Origin of the sequence: Pantoea sp. 1B4, assembly GCF_016925765.1 — a bacterium.
Classification (GTDB): domain Bacteria; phylum Pseudomonadota; class Gammaproteobacteria; order Enterobacterales; family Enterobacteriaceae; genus Pantoea; species Pantoea agglomerans.
On record NZ_JAEUWZ010000001.1, the window covers coordinates 3,744,963 to 3,769,818 of the forward strand.

18 protein-coding genes and 3 pseudogenes are annotated in these 24,856 nt (G+C 56.2%); 9 read left to right on the plus strand and 12 right to left on the minus strand.

Features of this window, described 5'->3' with window-relative positions:
* The first annotated feature begins 326 nt into the window (after positions 1 to 326).
* Positions 327 to 1,656 (plus strand): annotated as a pseudogene (locus JNO11_RS18015) (sugar porter family MFS transporter).
* 15 nt (positions 1,657 to 1,671) lie between these two features.
* On the opposite strand, the gene JNO11_RS18020 reads toward JNO11_RS18015, so the two are convergent.
* Positions 1,672 to 2,349, minus strand: a complete 678-nt coding sequence (locus JNO11_RS18020) for an SDR family oxidoreductase (protein WP_033780951.1) — start codon at positions 2,347 to 2,349, stop codon at positions 1,672 to 1,674.
* Between the two features lie 228 nt (positions 2,350 to 2,577).
* Here JNO11_RS18020 and JNO11_RS18025 point away from each other — a divergent pair, with 228 nt between their 5' ends.
* Complete coding sequence (locus tag JNO11_RS18025) at positions 2,578 to 3,597, plus strand: LacI family DNA-binding transcriptional regulator (protein ID WP_033773085.1); 1,020 nt, start codon at positions 2,578 to 2,580, stop codon at positions 3,595 to 3,597.
* 58 nt (positions 3,598 to 3,655) lie between these two features.
* Here JNO11_RS18025 and JNO11_RS18030 read toward each other — a convergent pair whose 3' ends face one another.
* Together JNO11_RS18030 and JNO11_RS18035 are read right to left on the minus strand one after the other, a co-directional pair.
* Positions 3,656 to 4,483: a hypothetical protein gene (locus JNO11_RS18030; RefSeq protein WP_111534750.1), complete on the minus strand. Its 828-nt coding sequence runs from the start codon at positions 4,481 to 4,483 to the stop codon at positions 3,656 to 3,658.
* 1 nt (position 4,484) lies between these two features.
* Positions 4,485 to 4,682 (minus strand): hypothetical protein, encoded by a 198-nt coding sequence (locus JNO11_RS18035; protein WP_033773307.1) that lies wholly within the window; start codon positions 4,680 to 4,682, stop codon positions 4,485 to 4,487.
* Between the two features lie 292 nt (positions 4,683 to 4,974).
* Between JNO11_RS18035 and JNO11_RS18040 the strand changes: the two genes are divergently transcribed.
* Positions 4,975 to 5,961, plus strand: coding sequence for an aldo/keto reductase (locus JNO11_RS18040; protein WP_010253389.1), 987 nt, complete (start codon positions 4,975 to 4,977; stop codon positions 5,959 to 5,961).
* A 5-nt stretch (positions 5,962 to 5,966) separates the two neighbouring features.
* Here the strand turns inward: JNO11_RS18040 and JNO11_RS18045 are convergent, their stop codons facing one another.
* Positions 5,967 to 7,151 carry an NAD(P)/FAD-dependent oxidoreductase gene (locus tag JNO11_RS18045; protein ID WP_010671506.1) on the minus strand — a complete coding sequence of 395 codons (1,185 nt, stop codon included), beginning with the start codon at positions 7,149 to 7,151 and terminating at the stop codon, positions 5,967 to 5,969.
* A gap of 243 nt (positions 7,152 to 7,394) precedes the next feature.
* Between JNO11_RS18045 and pitA the strand changes: the two are divergent.
* Positions 7,395 to 8,897: pseudogene (pitA, locus tag JNO11_RS18050) on the plus strand (inorganic phosphate transporter PitA).
* 37 nt (positions 8,898 to 8,934) lie between these two features.
* Here pitA and uspB read toward each other — a convergent pair.
* Positions 8,935 to 9,270, minus strand: coding sequence for a universal stress protein UspB (gene uspB, locus JNO11_RS18055; protein ID WP_010253393.1), 336 nt, complete (start codon positions 9,268 to 9,270; stop codon positions 8,935 to 8,937).
* A 416-nt stretch (positions 9,271 to 9,686) separates the two neighbouring features.
* Here uspB and uspA point away from each other — a divergent pair, with 416 nt between their 5' ends.
* A complete protein-coding gene (gene uspA / locus JNO11_RS18060; protein ID WP_010253396.1) occupies positions 9,687 to 10,124 on the plus strand; it encodes a universal stress protein UspA in 438 nt (145 codons plus the stop codon).
* Positions 10,125 to 10,175: 51 nt separating this feature from the next.
* Here uspA and rsmJ read toward each other — a convergent pair whose 3' ends face one another.
* Together rsmJ and prlC are read right to left on the minus strand one after the other, a co-directional pair.
* A complete protein-coding gene (gene rsmJ / locus JNO11_RS18065; RefSeq protein WP_191922486.1) occupies positions 10,176 to 10,922 on the minus strand; it encodes a 16S rRNA (guanine(1516)-N(2))-methyltransferase RsmJ in 747 nt (248 codons plus the stop codon).
* A gap of 8 nt (positions 10,923 to 10,930) precedes the next feature.
* Positions 10,931 to 12,973, minus strand: a complete 2,043-nt coding sequence (prlC, locus tag JNO11_RS18070; protein WP_010253402.1) for an oligopeptidase A — start codon at positions 12,971 to 12,973, stop codon at positions 10,931 to 10,933.
* 430 nt (positions 12,974 to 13,403) lie between these two features.
* Between prlC and JNO11_RS18075 the strand changes: the two genes are divergently transcribed.
* Together JNO11_RS18075 and JNO11_RS18080 are read left to right on the plus strand one after the other, a co-directional pair.
* The gene (locus JNO11_RS18075; protein WP_008926315.1) at positions 13,404 to 14,246 is read left to right on the plus strand and encodes a 23S rRNA (adenine(2030)-N(6))-methyltransferase RlmJ; all 843 of its coding nucleotides are present in this window, start codon (positions 13,404 to 13,406) and stop codon (positions 14,244 to 14,246) included.
* Positions 14,247 to 14,306: 60 nt separating this feature from the next.
* A complete protein-coding gene (locus JNO11_RS18080) occupies positions 14,307 to 15,125 on the plus strand; it encodes a CPBP family intramembrane metalloprotease (RefSeq protein WP_325177682.1) in 819 nt (272 codons plus the stop codon).
* Here the strand turns inward: JNO11_RS18080 and rnz are convergent.
* The gene (rnz, locus tag JNO11_RS18085) at positions 15,122 to 16,033 is read right to left on the minus strand and encodes a ribonuclease Z (RefSeq protein ID WP_010253411.1); all 912 of its coding nucleotides are present in this window, start codon (positions 16,031 to 16,033) and stop codon (positions 15,122 to 15,124) included. The two genes, JNO11_RS18080 and rnz, sit on opposite strands and share 4 nt — an antisense overlap.
* Before the next feature lie 128 nt (positions 16,034 to 16,161).
* On the opposite strand from rnz, the gene gorA reads away from it, so the two are divergent.
* Positions 16,162 to 17,514, plus strand: coding sequence for a glutathione-disulfide reductase (gorA, locus tag JNO11_RS18090; RefSeq protein WP_052270755.1), 1,353 nt, complete (start codon positions 16,162 to 16,164; stop codon positions 17,512 to 17,514).
* Between the two features lie 1,798 nt (positions 17,515 to 19,312).
* On the opposite strand, the gene JNO11_RS18095 is transcribed toward gorA, so the two are convergent.
* The 4 genes from JNO11_RS18095 to JNO11_RS18110 form a co-directional block, all read right to left on the minus strand.
* Positions 19,313 to 20,209, minus strand: coding sequence for an alpha/beta hydrolase (locus JNO11_RS18095; protein ID WP_022623984.1), 897 nt, complete (start codon positions 20,207 to 20,209; stop codon positions 19,313 to 19,315).
* A 567-nt stretch (positions 20,210 to 20,776) separates the two neighbouring features.
* Entirely contained in the window at positions 20,777 to 21,121 is a 345-nt protein-coding gene (locus JNO11_RS18100) for a hypothetical protein (RefSeq protein ID WP_010253423.1), read from the minus strand.
* Positions 21,122 to 21,143: 22 nt separating this feature from the next.
* On the minus strand, positions 21,144 to 22,490 hold the full coding sequence (locus tag JNO11_RS18105) for a cation:proton antiporter (RefSeq protein ID WP_325177553.1): 1,347 nt from the start codon (positions 22,488 to 22,490) through the stop codon (positions 21,144 to 21,146).
* 61 nt (positions 22,491 to 22,551) lie between these two features.
* The gene (locus JNO11_RS18110) at positions 22,552 to 23,760 is read right to left on the minus strand and encodes an MFS transporter (RefSeq protein ID WP_325177554.1); all 1,209 of its coding nucleotides are present in this window, start codon (positions 23,758 to 23,760) and stop codon (positions 22,552 to 22,554) included.
* Between the two features lie 93 nt (positions 23,761 to 23,853).
* On the opposite strand from JNO11_RS18110, the pseudogene JNO11_RS18115 reads away from it, so the two are divergent.
* Positions 23,854 to 24,783: pseudogene (locus JNO11_RS18115) on the plus strand (LysR family transcriptional regulator); the annotation flags it as partial.
* Positions 24,784 to 24,856 lie beyond the last annotated feature (73 nt).

Consider the following 24,856-nt stretch of genomic DNA (forward strand, 5'->3'; position numbering starts at 1 on the left):
CTTCAATCAATAGCAGTAAAGCGGCAGTGTAATGCCGCAGGCGGGCAGTTGCAAAACCTGACCTGACGCGCCCTGTTTTGCGTAATCGTGCCCCGGCCGCGGTTTCCCTCTCCTGAACCAACCCGCTGATCTCTGATGCTTTCTTATCGCAGCAATGCTGTGTGGCACCGGTGATAGCCGGAAGTGTGATCGCCCCCACACTGGCATCGACTATGTTTACATAACATTAACAATATTGACACAGAAACCCCGCAAGGAGACTCGCATGGTCGCGGCAAAAAAAATTGGGAAATCAACAGAACCGCTTTACCTGGTTCGTCTGTTTTATGGCTGCGCTGTCCGGCCTGCTGTTTGGTCTGGATATCGGCGTCATTGCAGGTGCCTTGCCGTTTCTGGCGAAGGATTTGCAGATCACTAACCATCAGCAGGAGTGGGTAGTGAGTTCGATGATGTTTGGCGCGGCGCTGGGCGCACTAGCGGCGGGCTGGATGTCATCAAAGCTGGGACGCAAGAAAAGTATGCTGGCGGGGGGCGACGCTGTTTGTCATTGGCTCGCTGTGGTCAGCCTTCTCACCGGATGTGGAGTCGCTGGTCTGTGCCCGCGTGATGCTGGGTCTGGCGGTGGGAATCGCCTCTTACACCGCGCCACTCTATCTGGCGGAGATTGCGCCTGAACGTATTCGTGGCTCAATGATTTCGATGTACCAGCTGATGCTGACCACCGGCATTGTCGTGGCCTATCTCTCCGACACCGCGTTCAGCTACAGCGGTAACTGGCGCGGGATGCTCGGCGTGATCGCCATTCCGGCGGTGATCCTGTTTATCGGCGTGCTGTTTCTGCCCAACAGTCCGCGCTGGCTGGCGGCGCACGGACGCTTTAACGAGGCGCAGCGGGTGCTGGATCGGCTGCGTAACAGCAGCGAACAGGCCCGGGAGGAGCTGGAAGAGATCCGGGAAAGCCTGCAGGTGAAGCAGCGCGGCTGGTCGCTGTTCCGTTCTAATGGCAATTTCCGCCGCGCGGTGTGGCTGGGTATGCTGCTACAGGTTATGCAGCAGTTTACCGGCATGAATGTGGTGATGTATTACGCGCCTAAAATCTTCAACATCGCCGGCTTCTCCAGCACCAGTGAGCAGATGTGGGGCACGGTGATTGTCGGGCTGGTTAATATGCTGGCCACGCTGATTGCGATCTTCTTTGTCGATCGCTGGGGTCGCAAGCCGATGCTCACCACCAGTTTTCTGGTGATGGCGGTTGGCATGGGCGTGCTGGGAACGCTGTTGCACATCGGCGTTGAGACAGATTTCCGCAAATACTTTGCTGTCGCGATGCTGCTGATGTTTATCGTCGGCTTTGCGATGGCGGCCGGGCCGGTGATCTGGCTGCTCTGTTCAGAGATTCAGCCGCTGAAAGGGCGTGATTTCGGCATTACCGCCTCCACCACCACTAACTGGGTCGGCAATATGATTGTTGGCGCCACCTTCCTGACCATGCTGGATCAACTGGGTAATGCCAACACCTTCTGGTTCTACGGCGCGCTCAACCTGGTGTTTATCGTGCTGACGCTGATGCTGGTACCGGAGACCAAACATGTGACGCTGGAGCACATTGAACGCAATCTGATGAAGGGTAAAGCGCTGCGTGACATCGGGGCGTAACCGCCCCGCTTCAGCCTACCACTGCAGTTGCTGGCCGGCGTAATCGACATAGTGATGACCACCGCGACCGCGCCACTGGATCAGCTGCTGGACGATACCGGCGGCACTCTCTTCTGCCGTCAGGGGCGCACTCTCGCCGCCCATATCCGTTTTCACCCAGCCGGGATGCAGCGTCAACAGCGTCCCGCTCTGCGCTTCCACTGCCGGAGTCAGCGTGCGGCTCAGCATATTCAGTGCGGCTTTGCTGGCCGAGTAAATCGGCATCTGCGCCTCCGGATTTTCATTCAGGCTGCCGAGCTGAGATGAGGTCAGCGCCAGCACGCCTTCCTGTTTCAGCAGCGGCAACAGGATCTCTGCGCTGCGAACAGGGGCTATCGCATTGGTCAGGAACAGTTGCGCCAGCGCCTGATCGTCACTCTGCGACACTTTCTGGTGCGCAGGCCCGGAAATCCCGGCGTTAATCAGAATCGCATCGAACGACTTGCCACTGAGCTGACTGGCAAACTGCTGAACCGCTGATGAGTGGGTCATATCCAGCGAATGCCAGTGAATGTCTGGCCGGTTACCCTGCTCCGGGATGCCACTACGATGCGTGGCCGTGACCTGCCAGCCCTCATCGGCAAAGGCCTGCGCCACCGCCAGACCGATACCGCGTGAAGCACCAATAATCAGAACCTCTTTTTGCTGAGCCATATTCATTCCTCGTTGATTGTCTCGTCACAAGCTTAACGGTAAATCTGCCCAGGCAGCGGCCAGTTGTGCTTTTTAGCCAGACGACCGCACTGCAGGTAAAACCCCACGGCGTAGCGCTGTTGATGGTTTTCCATCATTAAATCGCTTTATCTTTTACTTTTAACCGGTTAGAAGAGATAAACAGTCTGGCAGGCAGCAGTCAATTTGCCATTTTCGCATGGAGTCTGAATGAAAAAGCTCACCTTAGAGGTGGTGGCAAAAATGGCAGGCGTCGGGATTGCGACGGTCGATCGGGTGCTGAATGAGCGCGGCGGCGTCTCCCTGGAGACCAGCCGCAAAGTCCTGAAAGCCGCACGCGAAGTGGGGCTGAAGCGTCTGCTGCCAGAGGAGTACCAGCATCCGTGGCAGATAGAAGTGTTCCTCAGCAATAACGGCTCATCCTTTTTTCAGCAGCTCACCACCCATTTCAGCGAGGTCGCCAGTCAGCTTGGCTATCGCCGCCTGAAACTGCACAAAACCCTGGTGGCCGAAGCGCAGCCTGAGCAGCTGGCGCAAAGCATTATCGCCCGCAGCAGCACCCGCGACGGCATCATTGTTTTTGCGCATGACTCGCCGCCCATCTATCGGGCACTGGCGCTGTGCCGCAGCCGCAATGTGCCGGTGATCACCATCGTCACCGATCTGCCCGATGCCGACCGCTTGTGTCATGTTGGTATCGACCAGTATCAGGCGGGACGCACAGCCGGACTGCTGATGAGTAAGACAGTGAACCAGCCCGGCGACATTATGATGGTCAGTGGCCGTTTTGATTACCGCGCCCATCGTCAGCGCATCGCGGGATTCCGTGAGGCCATGGAGCAGCGCGCGCCGCAGCGTCATCTGCGGGAAGTGCTGTCGGGTCAGGATCAGCGGGAGACCATCCGCAGTGAGCTGGCCCGCCATCTGCGTCCGTCGCAGGCGATTGCAGGGGTCTATAACACCGGCATGGGGAATAGTGATGTCAGCGACACCCTGCGCGCCCACCAGCTGCTGGGTAAATGCACCTACATCACCCATGAGCTTTATGATGTCACCCGCCAGCTACTGCTGAACGATGAAGTGGCCTTTACCCTGGATCAGCATGCTCAGCAGCATGCCCGTTTAGCGATTGATCTGATGCTGAGTCATCTCGAAACCGGCTATCAGCCGGATGTCTATCAGGCGGGCAAAGTGGCCTTTCGGCTGTTTACGGCGGAAAATATGGTGTGAGGTGGAAACTGTTTCCCCTGATGAAGCGCTGTCATTAAGGGAAACAGATTGGGCTCAATTAACCCGCGGTATCCCGGCTTTCATCGTCCGGGCTGTCCGCATCTTCATTACCCTGACTCTTCTCCACTTCCTGCGGATGTCCCATCGAAAGCGCCGTGGCGCTGGCCGGATCGAACAGTGACAGACTTTCTATCTGGTCAACCATGATCACTTTACGGAACGACATCGCATCTTTGGGTTTCGAGTCGAGCGTGATGCCATGCTCGGCGTACCACTTGCTGTAGTTATGTTCCACCGCCAGCTTCAGCGTCTTGCTGTCGCGATATCCGCTCAGCATCGGGATCAGAACGATGTTTTTGGTGCTTTCATATTCAAAGGTCGAGGCATGAACCATGCCGATGTAAATGCGGCGCGACTTCAGCGTAATCCACGCCAGTTCGCCCTCTTCCATGCATTGAAACAATAATTGCTCCACGCCATTGGAGCGTGACAGTCGCTGATAGAGGTCTTTACGACCGGAAACGTTCAGTCGTGCGCTGCCTGCCCAGTTTGAGCGATAGAGACAGAGCAGAATGGCAAAGGCGAGCATGATCACCACCGGAGCCTGGATGCCCAGGAAGCTCCAGTTCATAAACTCCACCTGCCACTTCAGATGAACGCCGGGGATCATCTGGACGGCGTTGGCTATGCCGGAGATACAGAGCAGCAGTAACCAGACGATGCCGGTCGCGAACACACCCTGCAGGACGAAAATACAACCGTAAAGAGCGACCAGGAAATAGACATCCCAGCCCGACGAACGACGGATTTTAAAGCGGCTGTTCAAATCACGGCTGGTGTACCAGTAACCACTGACCATCAACACCATAAATATTGCGGTACCCACCTCACACTCCCTTTAACGTATTCACGTGGCGGGAAAAATCTTCATGGACTTCCTCGCTCAGCGTGTTAACCGAGATATTACCGTTTTCATCAATGATGATGCGCTCACCTTCAGCGATTGAGTCGTTGATATCCTGACGGGTCATGATCTGCAAAAACTTCTCGGGACTGGCAAAGACCGACTTAACAAATTTAAACATGGCGATCCACTTATTGGCCTGAAAATTGAAGTATGTGACCGAATCCACACTCTCGCCTGTTTAATTTCGGGTGAAATTTCTTAAAATCAATTAATTAGCGAAGCGGTAGTCACCTTGCCCATGCCGTTTTCCGCTGAAATCTTCAACGTAACCAGCAGCATGGCGTAGCAGCATCGTATTTTTACCGTGCAGGTCTGCAACGACGTCACATCGCCTCTCTGCCAGGAAGCGCTAAGCTCATTGGTTAGCCGCTTTCTGTCACCCTGTCTGAAACGCATCGAGGAATGTTTGCATGAAACTACGAACACTGGGCCGTACCGGTCAGCGCGTCTCCGAAATTGGCTTTGGCGCATGGGCCATTGGCGGAACCTGGGGGGAAGTGAGCATGGAGGATGCCAAAGCCGCGCTGAATGCTGCGCTGGATGCGGGCATTACCTTTATTGATACCGCCGATGTCTATGGCGATGGCCGTTCCGAAAAAATCATCGCAGAGGTGCTGAATCAGCGCGGCGGTGAACGTCCGTTTGTCGCCACCAAGCTGGGGCGTCGCCTCTCGCCACATGTGGCTGAAGGTTACAATGCTGAAAACCTCAACGCCTTTATTGACCGTTCACGCGAGAACCTGCAAACCGACACGCTGGATTTAGTGCAGCTGCATTGCCCGCCGACCGAGGTCTACTACAACCCGGACGTCTTTGCGGTGATGGATGAGATGGTCGCTGCCGGAAAAATCCGTCACTACGGTGTCTCCGTTGAGAAAGTTGAAGAAGGTCTGAAGGCGCTGGAGTTTCCAAACGTCTCGTCAATTCAGCTGATCTACAACATTTTCCGCCAGCGTCCGGCTGAACTGCTGCTGCGTGAAGCGAAACGCCGTGATGTGGCGATCATCGCCCGTGTGCCGCTGGCGTCGGGCCTGCTGACCGGCAAAATGCGTGCCGACAGCGTGTTTGCCGCTGACGACCACCGCACCTTTAATCGTAATGGCGAAGCGTTCGATAAAGGCGAGACCTTTTCCGGAGTACCTTATGAGGTGGCGCTGGAGGCGGTTGAAGAGATTCGCCGCTTTGTCACTGGCGACACCACCATGGCGATGTTTGCCCTGCGCTGGATCCTGATGAACGAAGATGTCAGCGTAGTGATCCCTGGCGCGAAAAACCGCGAACAGGCTGAAGCCAATGCCCGCGCCAGCGATGTCGATGCGCTCTCTGCAGATACGATGGCGGCACTGAAACAGATCTATCAGGAGAAGATCGCGCCTCACGTGCATCAGCGCTGGTAAGCGCCTTACAACGCCTGGGCGCAGGCCCAGGCGGAACTCCACGCCCACTGGAAGTTATAGCCGCCCAGCCAGCCGGTGACATCGGCCACTTCACCAATAAAGTAAAGTCCCGGCACCGCACGCGCCTCCATCGTTTTCGAGGAGAGCTGTGTGGTATCCACGCCGCCCAGCGTCACTTCAGCAGTTCGATATCCCTCGGTACCGTTTGGCTGAATGCGCCAGGCGTGCAGCGTCTGCGCCAGCTCGGTTTGCTGTTTGCTGTTAAGCTGCTTCAGAGTGATATCCGGCACCACCTTCAGCGCCTGCAATACTTCCACCAGACGCTTCGGCAGGATTTTCGCCAGGCTGTTCTTCAGGCTGAGATTCGGGTGTGCTTCACGCTGCGCCGTCAGAAACGCCTCAAGCGGCGTGGCAGGTGACAGATCGATGGTGACGAATTCTCCGGGTAGCCAGTAGCTGGAGATTTGTAACACCGCCGGGCCGGAGAGGCCGCGGTGGGTAAACAGCATCGCCTCTTTGAAGCGGGTGCCATCCTGCGCATCGATAGTGGTCTCCAGCGCGACGCCTGACAGCGTCTGCAACTGCTCCAGCAGCGGCTTGTGCAGGGTAAAGGGCACCAGCGCCGCCCGCGTCGGAAAGACGCTCAGCCCGAACTGCTCCGCTATTTTATAGCCAAACGGCGTGGCGCCCAGGCCTGGCATCGACAGGCCGCCGCTGGCGATGACCAGCTTCTCCGCCTGAACCGTGCTGCCGTTAAGTTGCAGGGTATAGCCGCTTTCATCGCGCGCCACGCTGAGCACTTCACTGCGCAGCCGCAGGGTGACATTGCCCTTGTCACATTCGGCCAGCAGCAGATCGACAATCTGCTGGGCGGAGTCGTCGCAGAAGAGCTGGCCCAGGGTTTTCTCGTGCCAGGCGATGCCGTGGCGATTAACCAGATCGATAAAATCCCACTGGGTATAACGCGCCAGCGCCGATTTACAGAAATGAGGATTGTGCGACAGATACGCCGCCGGTTCGGTGTAGAGATTAGTGAAGTTGCAGCGGCCACCGCCAGACATCAGAATTTTACGTCCCGGCTTTTTGCCGTTATCCAGCAGTAACACGCGGCGTCCCCGCTGTCCGGCCTGGGCGGCGCAGAACAGCCCTGCGGCACCGGCACCAATGATGATAACGTCAAACTGTTCCACTACGACTCGCTCACTTAACTGGAAAGGCGCAGATTGTAGTGATCTGCTCACTGAGACGCCAGCGTCAAAAAAATGCCGCAAATGTGTCATATTGTAACTGACTAATATCTAACCCTTTTTCTCTGAGTTACCCTTACGCCTTACATCGAAAGGTTAAATTAGCGCTATATTTTCCTTTCCCATACAGCACGTTGTCGCGGATAATGCGCCGCGTTCATGTCCTCCAAAAATGGCGTAACGTTTATGCTACATCTGTTTGCTGGTCTAGACCTCAGTACTAGCCTGTTATTGGTTCTTGCCCTGCTGTTTGTATTGTTTTACGAAGCGATCAACGGTTTCCACGACACGGCCAACGCAGTTGCGACGGTCATCTATACGCGTGCCATGCGTGCCCAGCTTGCTGTGGTCATGGCGGGTGTATTTAACTTCCTTGGCGTGCTGCTCGGTGGATTGAGTGTCGCTTACGCTATTGTTCATATGCTTCCCACCGATCTGTTGTTAAATGTTGGATCGGCTCACGGTCTCGCCATGGTGTTTTCTATGCTGCTGGCGGCGATTATCTGGAACCTCGGCACCTGGTATCTCGGTCTGCCGGCCTCCAGCTCCCATACGCTGATCGGCGCCATTATCGGTATCGGTCTGACCAATGCCCTGATGAGCGGAACCTCGGTGGTGGATGCGCTCAACATCCCGAAAGTGCTGAACATCTTCCTTTCTCTGATCCTGTCGCCGATTGTCGGTCTGGTGATGGCGGGCGGCTTAATCTTTATACTGCGTCGCTACTGGAGCAATACCAAAAAGCGTGCGCGTATTCATATGACGCCTGCTGACCGTGAGAAGATCGACGGCAAGAAAAAGCCGCCGTTCTGGACCCGTATCGCCCTGATTGTTTCGGCAATTGGCGTGAGTTACTCCCACGGTGCGAATGACGGTCAGAAAGGGATCGGCCTGATCATGCTGGTCCTGATTGGCGTGGCACCTGCTGGTTTCGTGGTGAATATGAATGCCTCCGGTTACGACATCACGCGAACCCGCGATGCAGTCAATCACCTGGAGCAGTATTATCAGCAGCATAACGCCTCGCTGACCCACATCATCCAGATGGCACCGCCTAAGCTGCCCACGCCGGAAGAAGTGCCAGCAAGCAGCCCGCAGGAGTTCCATTGTGACAGGCGCGCGCATTACAGGCGGTACAGGGTGCGCAGGTGTTGCTGAATAACCTGCAGAGCTACGATCAGCTGACGGTTGATCAGCGCGGTCAGATGCGTCGTCTGCTGCTGTGTATCTCCGATACCGCCGATAAAGCGGCCCGTCTGCAGGAAACCTCGCCAGATGACAAACGCTTCCTCAATAAGCTGAAAAGCGACCTGCTTGGCACCATCGAGTATGCGCCTATCTGGATTATTGTGGCCGTCGCGCTGGCGCTGGGCATCGGCACCATGATTGGCTGGCGTCGTGTTGCCACCACCATTGGTGAGAAGATTGGTAAAAAAAGGCATGACCTATGCGCAGGGAATGTCAGCACAGGTGACAGCAGCGCTGTCGATTGGCGTCGCCAGCTATACCGGCATGCCCGTCTCCACCACGCATATCCTCTCCTCATCGGTTGCCGGTACCATGCTGGTCGACGGTGGCGGGCTGCAGAGCCGGACCATCAAGAACATCGCCATGGCGTGGATCTTCACCCTGCCGGTCTGTATTCTGCTGTCAGGTTCGCTCTACTGGATTGCCTTAAAACTGGTGTGATGCCAGCTAAAAAAAGGGCGACGCAAGTCGCCCTTTTTTAATGCCAGATCGCCAGCGCCACCAGACTGATGACCACCAGTCCGCACAGCGCACTGGTCAGCATAAACTGCCCCCGCACCCGCTCGCAGCGCCGGATAAACTCATCGTCATGATGATCAAGATAGCGCTTTGCCCAGATATAAGTGACCAGCCGCACCTGCTTGCTCGGCTGGCCATGAGAGGTGAAAAAACCCGCCCCATCGACATACTGATACAGCAGCGGATCACAACCGCGTAAGACCGCCAGCAGGGCGCGCAGGGATGAAAAATAGCGCGCCATATTCACGATACACACCACGCAAAGCGCCCAAAAAAGCGCAATAGTGCTGATCATATTCACCCCCTCCCGGCTGGAATCGCAGCAACAGGCCCAGCGTCAGACACTGAGTCCACCTGCAGAAATAACCAGCCACTGAATCACCGGAATGCAAAGTTTTTCGACCCCCCTGAGCGGCTGCGAATCGGACCGCCTTTTTTCAGTGTAGGAGAAATCTTTACATTTTTTCCAACGATGATTTTCGTTCAGCGCGAGTAAATCTGTCATAGCCTTGATCTTATTCATAAGCCAGGCGGCAACGGCAGCATTTACAGTGAGAGAAGGCTATACTGAGAACATAACAACATCATCACCTGCAACGCAGGTAGACACTTTGGTGGCGCTCATCGCCCGCTCGCGCAAGGGATTTCGCTAAGCTGTGACGCGGCAGGAACACCGGATGCCATCCTTAATCTCGTGAAAGGAGTTTTATCATGGCTTATAAACATATCCTGATTGCAGTAGACCTTTCTCCCGAAAGCCAGTTGCTGGTGGATAAGGCCGTCTCGCTGGCTCGTCCGTACGATGCCAGAATTTCCCTGATTCACGTTGATGTCAATTACTCCGACCTCTATACCGGCCTGATTGATGTCAACTTAGGGGATATGCAGAAGCGTATCTCTGAAGAGACGCATGCGGCGCTGAAAGGGTTGTCAGATGCGGCGGGCTACCCGATTAGTGAGACGCTGAGCGGCAGTGGCGACCTCGGCCAGGTACTGGTTGACGCGATCAGAAAATATGACGTTGACCTTGTAGTATGTGGTCATCATCAGGATTTCTGGAGCAAGCTGATGTCCTCAGCCCGTCAGCTGATCAACACCGTGCATATCGACATGCTGATTGTGCCGCTGCGCGATGAAGACGAGGCGTAATTTCGCCGTATAAATGATTAAAGCCGGCGCAGAGCCGGCTTTTTTTATGCTTTAAAGCGGTGGATAAATATCAAAGCGATGGCTTTTGGTCACCACGGCCGCCTGCGTCACAATACCCGCCAGCGGCGGTGCATAGTCTGGCCGTTTAACCACGATGCGTTTCTTCGCCAGCCGGCGAGCGGGTTCCAGTAATGCGTCAGCATCTTCATCCGGCCCCACCAGCGACTGAAACACCCGCATCTCCTTTTTCACCAGCGCACTTTTCTGGCGATGGGGATACATCGGATCGAGATAGACCACATCCGGCGGCGGCGTGATATCCCCCAGCGCCTGCGCGCTGGCCGCATGAATCAGCGTCAGCCGATCGCGCAGCCAGGGGCCGATTTCCGCATCCTGATACCCGCGCTGCAATCCATCTTCCAGCAGCGCAGCGACAACCGGATGACGCTCCAGCATTCGCACCCGGCAGCCCAGCGCCGCCAGTACAAACGCATCTCGTCCCAGCCCGGCGGTGGCATCGACCACATCCGGCAGATAACCGCCTTTGATGCCGACCGCTTTGGCGACGGCTTCGCCGCGTCCACCGCCGAAGCGACGGCGATGTGCCATTGCGCCGCTGACGAAATCAACAAAAATACCGCCCAGCTTTGGCTCATCACGCTTGCGCAGTTCAAGGTGCGTCGGGGTCTGCACCAGCGCCAGCAGTGCGTCTTCATCGTGCTCCAGCTGCCAGCGCTGCGCTAAACGTGATAAGGCGCCGTCTCCGGCGCCTGATTCATCGAGCAAACAGATTTTCACGAACCGACTTATCCCTGAATGCCGTAATGTTCCAGCATCGCATCGAGCTTCGGTTCACGGCCACGGAAGCGTTTGAACAGTTCCATCGGCTCTTCAGAACCGCCACGGGTCAGGATGTTATCCAGGAAGGACTGACCGGTTTCACGGTTGAAGATGCCCTCTTCCTCGAAGCGGGAGTAAGCATCCGCCGCCAGCACGTCTGCCCACAGATAGCTGTAGTAACCCGCCGCATAGCCACCGGCAAAGATGTGGCTGAAGGCATGCGGGAAACGGCCCCATTCCGGACCCGGAACCACTGCCACGCGGCTTTTCACTTCGCGCAGGGTTTCCAGAATCTGTGCACCTTTCTCCGGATTAAACTCGGTGTGCAGGCGGAAATCGAACAGGCCGAACTCCAGCTGACGCAGGATAAACAGCGCAGCCTGATAGTTCTTCGCCGCCAGCATTTTATCCAGCAGCTCTTTCGGCAGCGGTTCGCCGGTTTCAAAGTGGCCCGAGATAAAGGCCAGCGCATCCGGTTCCCAGCACCAGTTCTCCATGAACTGGCTTGGCAGTTCGACTGCATCCCATGGCACACCGCTGATACCGGAGACGCCAGGCGCTTCGATACGGGTCAGCATGTGATGCAGGCCGTGACCAAACTCATGGAACAGGGTGATCACTTCGTCATGGGTGAACAACGCAGGTTTGCCTTTCACCGGACGGTTAAAGTTACAGGTCAGGTAGGCAACCGGCTTCTGCAGGCTGCCATCGGCTTTACGCATCTGGCCGACGCAGTCATCCATCCAGGCACCGCCACGTTTATGTTCGCGGGCGTAGAGATCGAGATAGAAGCTGCCGCGCAGTTCGCCGGTTTCATCGAACAGATCGAAGAACTTCACGTCAGGATGATAAACCTCAACGTCGTTACGCTGCTTCGCCGTGATGCCGTAAATGCGTTTCACCACTTCAAACAGACCGGCGACCGCACGCTCTTCCGGGAAGTAAGGGCGCAGTTGCTCATCGCTGATGGTGTAGAGATGCTGCTTCTGCTTTTCACCGTAATAGGTGAGATCCCACGGATTAAGCTCGGTCACGCCGTGCTCTTTCCGGGCAAAGGCGCGCAGTTGCTCCAGCTCTTTTTCACCCTGCGGACGGGCGCGTTCCGCAAGGTCATTAAGGAAGTCGATTACCTGGGACGGGCTTTGCGCCATTTTGGTCGCCAGCGATTTATCGGCGTAGGAGTCGAAGCCCAGCAGCTGTGCCAGCTCGTGACGCAGCGCCAGCTCTTCCGCCATGATTGGGCCGTTATCCCACTTACCGGCGTTCGGACCCTGATCGGAGGCGCGCGTCGCATAGGCGCGATACATCTCTTCACGCAGCGCAGCGTTGTCGCAGTAGGTCATGACCGGCAGATAGCTTGGGATATCCAGCGTCAGCAGCCAGCCTTCCTGCTCTTTGGCTTCAGCCTGTGCTTTAGCCGCCGCCAGCGCGCTTTCCGGCATACCGGCCAGCTCGCTTTCATCGGTAATCAGCTTGCTCCAGCCCATGGTGGCATCGAGCACGTTGTTGCTGTAAGCCGAACCCAGCTCAGAGAGGCGCGCGGCGATTTCGCCGTAGCGCTGCTGTTTATCTTTTGGCAGGCCGATGCCGGAGAGTTCGAAATCACGCAGGGCATTATCGACAGCTTTCTTCTGCGCCAGATCCAGTGCAGCGTACTGATCGCCCTCTTTCAGGTTGCGATACGCCTGATAGAGCCCTTCATGCTGACCAACCCAGGTGCTGTATTCAGAGAGCAGCGGCAGCGTCTGCTCATAGGCTTCACGCAGCTCCGGGCTGTTTTTCACCGCATTAAGGTGGCTGACCGGTGAGAAGATACGGCTCAGGCGATCGTCAGTTTCCGCCAGCGGCTGAACCAGATTATCCCAGGTATACGGCGCACCCTGCGCCACGACTTTTTCGACTTCTGCGCGACAGTGGCTCAGCACTTCCGTCACGGCAGGCACCACATGTTCAGGCTTAATGGCAGAAAAAGGGGGTAGCGTAAAAGATGTCAGTAGCGGATTGGTCATAGCGCAGTCCTTTATAGATGTATGGGGCGCAGCGGGTCGCGCAACGCAATCTAAGTAACATGCGGCTTAGTGTAGCGAAAATCAATGGCAGCCAGGATGAGGTGGGGAAGAAACGCGCGAATAGCAGCACGGAAGATGCACGCTTTTATCTCATGCACATGATGCTGGCTGGCGCGTCGGGGAAGATTTGCGGTCGCTTTCCGTGACTGCGTGCCGGGAACCACACGCCCCGCCCTGAGCGGCTTGCGGTAATCCCGATTTGTTATCACGCTTCTGGCCCATCAACAGGTCATCCCTGATATAATCGCGGATTCTCATGCTTTTCCTGCGTCGGTTGCTGTGCGTCGTTCTGTGGGTAATACGTGAGGTAATAATTGGTATAAATTGATTTTCCATCAATTAAAACCTTATACATTCAACAGGATAAACAATGCTGAGTTATCGCCATAGCTTCCATGCTGGCAACCACGCCGACGTGCTGAAGCACACCGTTCTGAGCCTGATCATCACGGCGCTGAAAGAGAAAGAGAAACCGTTTTTCTACCTGGATACCCATGCGGGCGCAGGTCGCTATCAGCTTAGCGGCGAGCACGCCGAGCGTACCGGTGAATATCTGGAAGGCATCTCACGTATCTGGCAGCAGCCCGATGCGCCGGAATTGCTGCAACCCTATTTTGATGCGATTCGTGCGCTGAACCGTAGCGGCACGCTGCGCTACTATCCGGGTTCGCCACTGATTGCCCGCCATCTGCTGCGTGAAGATGACAAACTGCAACTCACTGAGCTGCACTCCAGCGACTATCCGCTGCTGCGTAACGAATTCAGCAAAGACAACCGTGCCCGCGTCGATCGTGCCGACGGTTATCAGCAGTTAAAATCGAAACTGCCACCGCCGTCGCGTCGCGGTCTGGTGCTGATCGATCCGCCGTATGAGATGAAAAGCGACTACCAGGCAGTGGTGAAAGGGATTCAGGAAGGCCATAAACGTTTTGGCACCGGCGTCTTTGCCTTGTGGTATCCGGTGGTTTTACGCCAGCAGATAAAACATATGCTGCGCGACCTGGAAGCGACCGGCATTCGCAATATTCTGCAGATCGAACTGGCGGCCCGTCCGGACAGCGATCAGCGCGGCATGACCGCCTCCGGCATGATCGTGATTAACCCGCCGTGGAAGCTGGCCCAGCAGATGAATACCCTGCTGCCGTGGCTGCACCAGAAACTGGTTCCGACGGGTACCGGCCACTACGCGGTTAACCAGATCGTACCCGAATAACTCTCTTTGTCTTCTACGCCGCTCACTACCGGTGCGGCGGCGTTGTACCAGGTCTTTACCATGTGGATCATACTGGCTGGCGCGCTGGCCGCGCTGCAACCGGCCCGACGGCTGGCATTATTATTACTGGCGCTCGCCACACTGCTGGGTTTTTATCAGGACGTGTTAGCGTGGCCGGTGCTGCTGCTGTTTACCGGCACCGCCGCTGTGGTGGCACTTCGTATTTATGACCGTGACCATCATCGACGACAAATAGTGACCGAAGCGCTGCTGGTGCTGATCGCCATCGGGTTGCTCCTCCATCTTTTTCCAGGCTTTAATAATCCCCTTAAGGCAGAGGATGTGCAGGCCGGACCGCGCAGCGTGCCTTTCAGCTTCGGGTTTAACTTCGATAAAGCGCTTATTCCTTTTGTACTGCTGGCCTGCCTGCCGACGCTGTTTCGCGCGCCTGCCACGCCACCACGCTATCGGCTACCCGCCGCACTGGCGCTGATCGCTGCCATTCCGCTGCTGCTGTACTCCGCGCTATTACTGGGCGGATTAGCGTTTGAGCAACATACGCCGGGCTGGCTGGGCCCATTTATGCTCGCCAACCTGTTCTTTGTTTCGCTGGCGGAAGAGGCCCTGTTTCGTGGCTATCTGCAGCAGCGATTAAAGCAGGTAGTGGGCGGCATCCCTGCGCTGTTACTGAGCGCGCTGCTGTTTGGTCTGGTGCATCTGAGCGGCGGCCTGTTGCTGGTGATCTTCGCCACCCTGGCCGGGCTGTTATATGGGCTGGCGTGGCACTGGAGCGGCCGCTTATGGCTGGCGACCGCCCTGCACTTTGGCCTTAACCTGACCCATCTGCTGTTTTTCACTTATCCCGCACTGCATCATTAGAGGTTAAAAACCGCCAGATCCCAGGCCAGCTCGGTGCAGGGAAAAATCGTCTGGCACTCCGCCAGCAGGCGATTCATGTCTTTTGCCAGATAGCGTGAACTGAAATGGGTGGCGATCAGCCGTTTTGCCCCGGCGCGTTTTGCCACTTCGGCGGCCTGCAGTGTGGTGGAGTGCCCGCGCCCGTTGGCTTTTTCCACCATCGCGGCCTCCAGCGTGGTTTCATGCACCATCAGGTCAACATTGGCCGCCAGTTGCAGCGCGACCTCAGTAGGTGCCGTATCGCCAAAGATGGCCAGCGTTTTGCCGGGTGTCGCGGGGCCAAGATAGTCAGCACCGTTGATTACCCGCCCATCTTCCAGCGTCACGCATTCACCCTGCTTCAGCTGCTGAAACCACGGGCCGCGTGGCACCCCTTCCGCTTTCAGCCGCGCAGCATCCAGCAAACCGGGTTTATCATGCTGTTCAATGCGATAGCCAAAACACTCCACCGGATGGCTCAGCGGCCAGGCGCTGATACGAAACTCACCGTCGTCCAGCGTCCAGCCCGCCTCAATCTCAACGATGGTCAGCGGGTAGTCGGTGTAAGAGCCGCTGATCGACAGCGCCGTCTCAACAAAGGTTTTTAATCCCCTGGGGCCATAGACCGTCATCGGTGTGGTCAGCCCGGCCATTGACCGGCTGGTGAGTAATCCCGGCAGCCCGAAAATATGATCGCCATGCAGATGGGTGATAAAAATCTTATCCAGCTTGCCCGGTTTGAGGCTGGAGCGCATAAACTGTAATTGTGTGCCTTCCCCGCAGTCGAACAGCCAGGTTTCACCACTCAGCGCGCGGGTAAAAGCAATAGACGTGACGTTACGTTGCAGGCTGGGAGCACCGCCGCCGGTGCCGAGAAAAGTAAGGTGCATGGTATGCTTCCCTGTAAGCGAGTGAAAAAACAGAACCCTATTACAATCATAGGCGCAAACTTTGCGTCATTTCGACCCGCAGCGTTACACTCAACCCCAATTTTTTATGCAACCGGATGGATACTTCAATGACCCGACATTTCGACTATCTCGCCATTGGCGGCGGCAGTGGCGGCATCGCCTCAATTAACCGTGCGGCTATGTATGGCCAGAAATGTGCCCTGATTGAAGCGAAAGAGCTGGGCGGCACCTGCGTGAACGTGGGCTGCGTGCCGAAGAAAATCATGTGGCATGCCGCGCAAATCGCCGAAGCGATCCATCTCTACGGACCGGATTATGGCTTCGACACCACCGTGAATCGCTTCGACTGGGCCACATTGGTGAAAAACCGCAGCGCCTACATCGATCGCATCCACAACTCCTATGACAACGTGCTGGGTAAAAACAAAGTCGAAGTGATCAAAGGCTTTGCCCGCTTTGTCGATGCGCACAGCGTTGAAGTCAACGGCGAGATTATTACGGCTAACCATATTCTGATCGCTACCGGCGGTCGTCCGGTCCACCCTTCTATTCCGGGTGCAGAGTACGGCATTGATTCCGACGGTTTCTTTGAGCTGGACGCGCTGCCAAAACGCACTGCGGTCATCGGCGCAGGCTACATTGCGGTTGAGCTGGCTGGCGTGGTTAACGCGCTGGGATCGGAAACGCACCTGTTCGTCCGTAAACACGCGCCGCTGCGCAGCTTCGATCCGCTGCTTACCGAAACGCTGGTCGAAGTGATGAACAGCGAAGGCCCGGCGCTGCACACCGAATCTATTCCAAAAGCTGTGATTAAAAACGGCGATGGCAGTCTGACGCTGCAGCTGGAAAACGGCAGCGAATATACCGTGGATTGTCTGGTCTGGGCGATTGGCCGTGAGCCCGCCAACGATACCCTGAATATTGACGCCGCTGGCGTCGCGCTGGACGACAAAGGCTACATCAAAGTCGATAAATTCCAGAACACCAATGTGTCAGGCATCTACGCCGTGGGCGACAACACCGGTGCGGTTGAGCTGACGCCGGTTGCGGTCGCGGCGGGCCGTCGTCTCTCTGAGCGTCTGTTTAACAACAAACCGGACGAGCATCTGGATTACAGCAATATTCCGACGGTGGTGTTCAGTCATCCGCCGATTGGTACCGTGGGACTGACCGAACCGCAGGCACGGGAACAGTATGGCGACGACCAGGTGAAGGTTTATAAATCGTCATTTACCGCCATGTACACTGCGGTAACCCAGCATCGTCAGCCGTGTCGCATGAAGCTGGTCTGTGTGGGTGCAGATGAGAAGATTGTCGGCATTCACGGTATCGGATTCGGCATGGATGAGATGCTGCAGGGCTTCGCCGTGGCACTGAAAATGGGTGCCACCAAGAAAGACTTCGATAACACTGTCGCGATCCACCCAACCGCAGCGGAAGAGTTTGTGACGATGCGTTAATTCCCCGAACAAAATACTATTGGGAAAAACTGGTCATCAGGGCCAGTTTTTTCCTGCAACTTCGCTCAACGAAAATTAATGCGCCCGCTGACGCGAAATGTAAAACCTGCGTTTCTCTTCATATTTTCAACACCCAGCAAGAGCCAGGCTGATTAACAGCGAAAAAACCGAACCGACAGTAATTAAATCCATTTATATATGAAATTATTTAATGACTACCGATTATATTCACAGGCCCGGCGTCCATTTCCAGAGGATTATCGTTAGTGAATTTATCGCTGTATTTAATGAATGCCTGAAGTGATACGACTGCTAAATAACCTCTCCACGCTGTCGCCTTTGAGGAGATAGCCTTTCTTCGAAACTCTCAGGATCACATCATCACTTAAACCCAGAAAAAAGAGCTTCGACTTTAAATTAGACATAACCTGCCAGACCCGCTGCGTAGAAGAACTCAGTCCATGTTTATCCCAGACGTTCTCCATAAGTTCCGAATCCGTGACAACATCAATGGTGGCATTTTCAAAAAAGATACTCTAATACGTGCGACATGGTTTTTCTCAGGATGATATCTTCACCATACCCATTCAGACAAATTAGTCGCTTTGTCTTGTGTAAATAAACCACATTCCCTTCAATAAGATAGCCAATAAAATTCACTTCATTACCCGGTAGCATGATGTTCTCCAGAACAATGATGAAAACAAGATAATAACTTTTATTCAGGTATTTAAAAAACATCCCTTCATTATTTGTACATCACTTTTTAATCAGCCCTGGCCACGCCTTTCCATTGTTCCTGGTCTGTAATAGCGATGCCTCGATGATCGTCATGCATATAACCCTTTGTTGTGTGTTAAAATCCTGACTATCCACCTCGCCACATCGTTAATAAAAAGTAATAATAAATAAGTCTGTTCTGGCGGAGAAGCAGACTGACCTTAATACTCATCCGACAGAATGCAATAAGATTGTTGTTGCTTATCATCGCCGGCAAGAAAACTTAAATATTTCTTAGTTAAATCAGAAACCACCGATAAACTGACCAGGATGGATTGCTGTCTGATTTGCCTCATCTTATGCGTAGCCGTTATGAAATCATCTAACGTTAACGAAGACAATAAAGTGGGATTTTTATTTTAGTTCAAAACTTACGGGTTTTATTACGACCATCTGTAGCAGAATCAGCCAAAATAAAGCTTAAAAGAAGAATCGCTTTGGATTGAAAGACGATTGCGTCATCCGAACACGCCCGCTTCAACGCTTTCATTAGTTTTTTTTATAATCCATAAGACCTGATATTTCTGGCCAATTTTTGATCTGTATCAACTGGCAATATATCGGTGGAAAAAGCAAAGTAATGGCGGAAAAACAGAAGCAAAAGGTATGAGACAGGAATGTTCTTTACCCGAGAATTAATCAGATCCGTTTGTTTATTAAGATAATTATTGAAGCGTCCTTATTTAGCTATTTTGTACCCTACTAACGGCAGGAGATTGTCATCTTATTGTATACAGAGTCAGAAATAAGCGTGAGTGCCCCTTAGCTCCGTATAACCTCGTTAACGTGATAAATAAGAATGAGTTATTAATGCGCCCTGACCTGTCAGCATAGTCCGCTGATATCAATATTGAGGGGCTGGGTCTGGGTTTGGGTTTGGGTTTGGGAGATTTAAGATGACAGAGGACGCAGCATTAACCGGGACCGGGACAAAAGGCCACCTTCGATCTGGTGACCTTGCGCCAGGCAGGGGGAGAACGGATCCCCCCGGTGCAGTCGTGCACCGCGCCAGTGCAACTCAGCTCACGCGATCCAGCCAGCGAACATAAGCCTGATCCCATAACGCCGCTGGCGTGCCCGCCTTGCCAAGGCCAAAGCCATGCCCGCCTTTGCTGATCTGAATCAGCTCAACCGGCACACGATTACGGCGGCAGGTGTCGCGCATCAACTCGGTGTTAAATGGATTTGAGGTGTGATCGTCCTCGGCCTGCGCCAGAAACGTCGGCGGATATTGCCGGGTTACGTAGTTCTGCACTGACCAGTTCGCCTCATCCTGCGGCGTGGCATTTTTGCCGACCATCATCAGATGGGTATTGGTGTGCTGATAAGGTGCTTCCAGGGTGATGACCGGATAGATCAGGCCAACGCTATCGACTTTGGGCACCACCTCATCCAGCGGATCGATGGCCGGATAGGATTCAAAGTCCGGTCGCGCCGCTGCCAGCCCCAGCAGATGCCCACCTGCCGAGAAGCCCAGCACATGCACCTTGCGCTCAAAGGATCGCACCAGCCGGATGGCACGCTGCGCATCCTGCAGCGGTGCCAGCCGCCCCGCCTGCCACTTCTCATGCGGCAGCCGGTAGCTGAGCACATAGGCGGTATAGCCATTGGCATTGAGCCAGCGCGCGACCGGCCAGGCTTCGCGTCCCATGCCGATCCAGCGATAACCGCCACCCGCTGCAATTAATACCGCTTCGCCATTGGGATTTTCCGGTTTAAAGCGCTGAATCGCCGGGCTGACGATATTTGACCAGGAACCGGTGCTGTTAATATGCAACTGGCCCGATGGGCCGCCGCCGCCGGGCGGATCGTCCGGCCAGAGGGGAATAATGTCATCGCGGGCAAATATTTTGCCAGTGGTCATGGAGAGCCCGAGCGCTCCCGTGCCGAGAATAAAGCGTCGACGCGTAATCATAATGCCTGTTATGTGATACCAGAAGAGTGAGCAAACCGTTGCGGCAGGCTGCGGTAGAATCAACAGATGCAAGTCGGGTGCCATGGCTGGCGATTATGTACGCAATGGCCCCTGAAAAGCCATAAAAAAAACGCGCCCGCCAGGCGTAATGTCAGTCAGTTAAGCGACAGGTGATAATGCAGTCTGGTGCCGGCCTGCTCTGAAACTTCAGTGTGTATTGTTAAAAAGGGCACGAAAGTGGAGGCCTGAGCGCCTCTGCTGCTGAAAGGGCTATCCGCAGCGCTGAGGCGTGACGGCGGGCCAGAAGTCCACGCCGGGAAGCGTGGACAGTTCGGGGCCGTCCAGGGAGGGCCGATCCCCGAACGGTTCGTCGGCACGACGTCAAAGCCGAAGGTACCGCGTGAGCGGCGCGAGGACGGCCCGGCAGCAGCAGAGGTGCGCTGGCCCGCACTGCGGCTCGCTCGCCCGGAAAAAAGCTGCCACGTTTGACCGTGAAAGCCTTTACAAATTTAATCTTAACTGATCAGTATTAGCCCGGCAGGCGCGTTTTTATTTAATCCGATGCGGTTAATCTTCCTGCTGGAACTGCGCCATCACGGCCTGCTCACACTGCTGTTCGTTAACGCGCAGTTTGGCACGCTCATCATCTCCCAGCTGCAGCCAGGCACTGGCCACTTCACGCGCGGACTCTTCATCGAACTCGGGCTGATTCATCGCCGATGACGACTGACTGCGCGCCACGGTCGATTTCATCTGTTCGACATACTGATCCGCACTGGCGACCTTTTTCTCGCCGCTGACAATGTGGCACAGCTGACTGGCATAAACATTCTGCTCAGTGTCAGCCTCGTCCGCCGCCAGCGCGCTGCCGGTGGCGAGGATGCTCAGCAGCACTATCTGAGTTACTTTCATTCTTAACTCCTGTTAGTTCGGGTTAAACCTTACGCTGAAGGGCTTCAAGGCGTTTCTGACGCCAGTTCAGCAGCGGCGACACGGTGGTGCCGTGGACCACCACGCTGCAGACCACCAGCGTTAACGCCATATTGGTCATAATTTCCATCTGCGGGCCTTCCATACCGTGCGTCCAGGCATAGGCGATGTAGTTCAGGCTGCCAATCCCGCGGATGCCCAGCCAGCCAATCAGCAGACGCTGCCCCAGCGGCAGTCCGGCGCGCAGCGTCACCAGCCAGACGGCCAGTGGCCGCACCACCACAAACAGCACCAGGCCGATCAGCACGCCGTAGATGTTCCAGTGCTGCGCCAGTGTGACGCCCAGCACCACCATCATGCCAGCCGCCAGTAAACGTTCAATAGTATCGCCAAAAGAGAGGGCGTCGCCTACCACAAACCCTATCGACTTCACCATATTGTTGTCGCCCTGATGCGCCAGGCGTTTGTTAGGGTTCACCAGTGCTTCAGAGGGCAGCACGCGCTCGTCGTCAGAGAGATCGTCCGGCTGATGGCGACGGAATACGCCCATCTCAGCACGGCGTAATCCCAGCCCGGCGGCGAAGGCAGCCAGGAAGCCGGAGGCACCCAGCCACTCCACCAGTGAATAACTCAGCGCAATCAGCGCCAGCGCCAGGAAATCATTGGGCGCCACATCGCCATTGGCATTGCGTAGTCGGGTCGCCAGCAGGCCAATCAACTGCCCCAGCACAAAACCGATGATCAGACCGCCGCCAATTGCCCAGAGCACCTCTACCGCACCCCAGTGCCCCAGCATCGCCACGCTCAGGCTTTCGCCATTAAACAGCAGCAGCGCCAGCATCAGCAACGGCAGCGCGGAACCATCATTCATACCCGCTTCGCTGGAGATTGCCACGCGCAGCGAGTCATCATCCTGCGCATCGTTGACCGAGATTAAGCTCGCCAGCACCGGATCGGTCGGCGCGACAATGGCACCAAACGCCAGTGCAATCGGCCAGTCTAATCCCACCAGGAAGTGCGACAGCAGGGTCATCGCGGCTACGGTCAGCAGCATGGCGGGAAAAGCCAGTTTCAGCCCGGTATGCCAGCAGTTGTTCTGCAGCGGCTGACGCAGCTTGAGGCCGGTGATGAACAGCGAGGCAGCCATGGTGATTTCAGTGATGTGCGCCACGGCTTCGGAATGGGTGACGATATCGATGTGGATAACATCAAATCCCCACGGGCCGCACAGCATGCCCGCGATAAGGAACAGACCAAATGAGGTGACTGGCCCCCGGTGAATCCAACCGGAAGCCAGCGACATCAGCAGCAGAAGGCCGCCCGTCGCTGCTGTCCAGGCTAAAAAGTCCATAACACTCCAGATTATTTCGGGTTTATGAATAAGCCTGGCACATTTTTTGACGGGCGAGGTGTCAGTTTTTCAGGTGACGACTGGCGAAGCGGACCGCCAGCGCGGCGGCACCGGCTAAGGTCGAGAGCGCAACCACGCCATTCCAGCCCCAGTGTGCCAGCGCCAGACTTCCCAGCGCCGCACCGGTGGCCATACCGATAAACACCACGGTAAACAGCAGCGCATTCAGGCGACTGCGTGCTTCCGGCGCCAGGCCATAGACCAGCGTCTGATGCGCCACCAGCGTGGCCTGCACTCCTAAATCGAAGCCGATGGTGCAGAGGACAATCAGCGCCAGCTGGGCTGGCATTGGCAGCAGCGGCAGCAGAAACATCAGCGCAAAGGAGATCGTTACCAGCGCGGCGCCAGCCTGCGTGACCCTTGCCGGACCGATGCGGTCAGCAAAACTGCCCGCCAGCGGTGCCGCCATGGCACCCGCCGCACCGGCTAAACCAAACGCCCCGGCCACAGCACTGTCCAGATGAAAGCGGTCGCTGAGCATTAACGCCAGCGTCGACCAGAAGGCGCTAAAGCCCACTGACAGCAGCCCCTGAGCCAGTGCGGCACGACGCAGCGTCTGATGGTGACGCCACAGGTGCACCAGCGACAGCAACAGGCGCGGATAGCTCACCGAGGTGCCTGGCGCGAAACGCGGCAGTACCCGCCACAGCGTGAGCGTAATCAGCAGCACCGCCAGCGCAGCAATCATATACATGGTGCGCCAGCCGAAATACTCTGCCACCACCCCGCTGACCACCCGCGACAGCAGGATGCCCACCAGCAGCCCGGTCATCACCGTGCCGACTGTTTTACCCCGGCTGCGTTCCGGCGCCAGCGCCGCCGAAGCGGGCACAATATCCTGCGCCACGGTGGCGGTCAGGCCGGTGATAAAACTGGCAATCAGCAACGCGCTGAGTCCACCGGAAAAACCACACAGCAGCAGCGCCGCCACCAGCATTAAGCCTTTGATAAAGATAATGGTGCGCCGGTCATGGCGATCGCCCAGCGGGGCCAGCAGCAGGATGCCCAGCGCATAGCCCGCCTGGGTCAGCATCGGCACCATGCCGACCGCGCCAATGCCGGCGTTAAACTGCTTGCTGATGATATCCAGCATCGGCTGGCTGTAGTAGATCGACGCGACGCTGAGTCCGGCACCGGCGGCCAGGGTAAACACCAGCGGCGCAGAGAGCGGTTCATTTTGAGTTTGAGTCTGGGTCTGTATGGCTGACATGCTGTAATCCTCATCATTTCGTCCTGCCATTAAAGCGCATTGCGGTTATACGCGGTAGACTGACATCAGGCAAAACCGTTATACGTGGTGCGTATGAACAATCCTAACAGCAGCGATCGCATCGATCTGATGCAGACTTTTATCCGTATTGTCGAGAGCGGCAGCTTATCCGCCGCCGCCGCGCAGCTCGGCACGACACAACCCACCGTCAGCCGCCGACTGCAGAGCCTGGAGCAGCGGCTGGGCCTCAAGCTTATCCTGCGCACCACCCATGCGCTGAAGCTTACCGATGATGGCGAGCGCTGCTACGCCCAGGCGCGGCAGCTGCTGGCGACCTGGCATGCGCTGGAAGATGAGCTGACCGGGGCCAGCGATGACCCGGTGGGTACGCTACGGGTTCGCGCCCCGCACGCTTTTGGTCAGGATCAGCTGATCGCCCCGCTGGTGGACTATCTGCACCGCTACCCCAGGCTTAATATTGAGTGGATGCTGAATGACCGCACGCCCGACTTTATGGCGGAGAATGTGGACTGCGCCATTCAGGTCGGCGCGCCAACCGATCCTTCGGTGGTGGCGATACTGCTGGCAGAAGTGCCGCGTATTGTGGTGGCCGCCCCGCACCTGCTGGCGCAGCAGCCGCCGATAGAGCGGGTTGAACAGCTGCGCGATCTGCCGTGGCTGGCACTGACCAGTTTTTACCGTAACGAAGTGGTGTTGCAGAAGATTGACGACGGCCAGCCGGTCAACCTGGCGATTACGCCCCGGCTGAGCAGCGACAGTTTATATGCGGTGCGCAAAGCGGCACTGGCGGGGATGGGAGCCGCGATCGTCTCGTCCTGGGCGGTGCAGGAAGATCTGGCGGATGGCGGCCTGGTTCAGCTGATGCCCGCGTGGCAGGCACCGCCGCTGCCGGTGTGGCTGACCTATCCCTGGGCGAGTTACTACCCGGCCAGGCTGCAACACTTTTTTGCCATGATCAAAGAGGTGATGCCGCAGCTGGCGGGCACGCGTCCGGCCTCACAGCCAGCGGGTCGTTCAGGGGGGAACAGAGCGGAAAGGGTAAAGCAGGCGCCCGCCTCAGCGGGCCGCCAGAGAG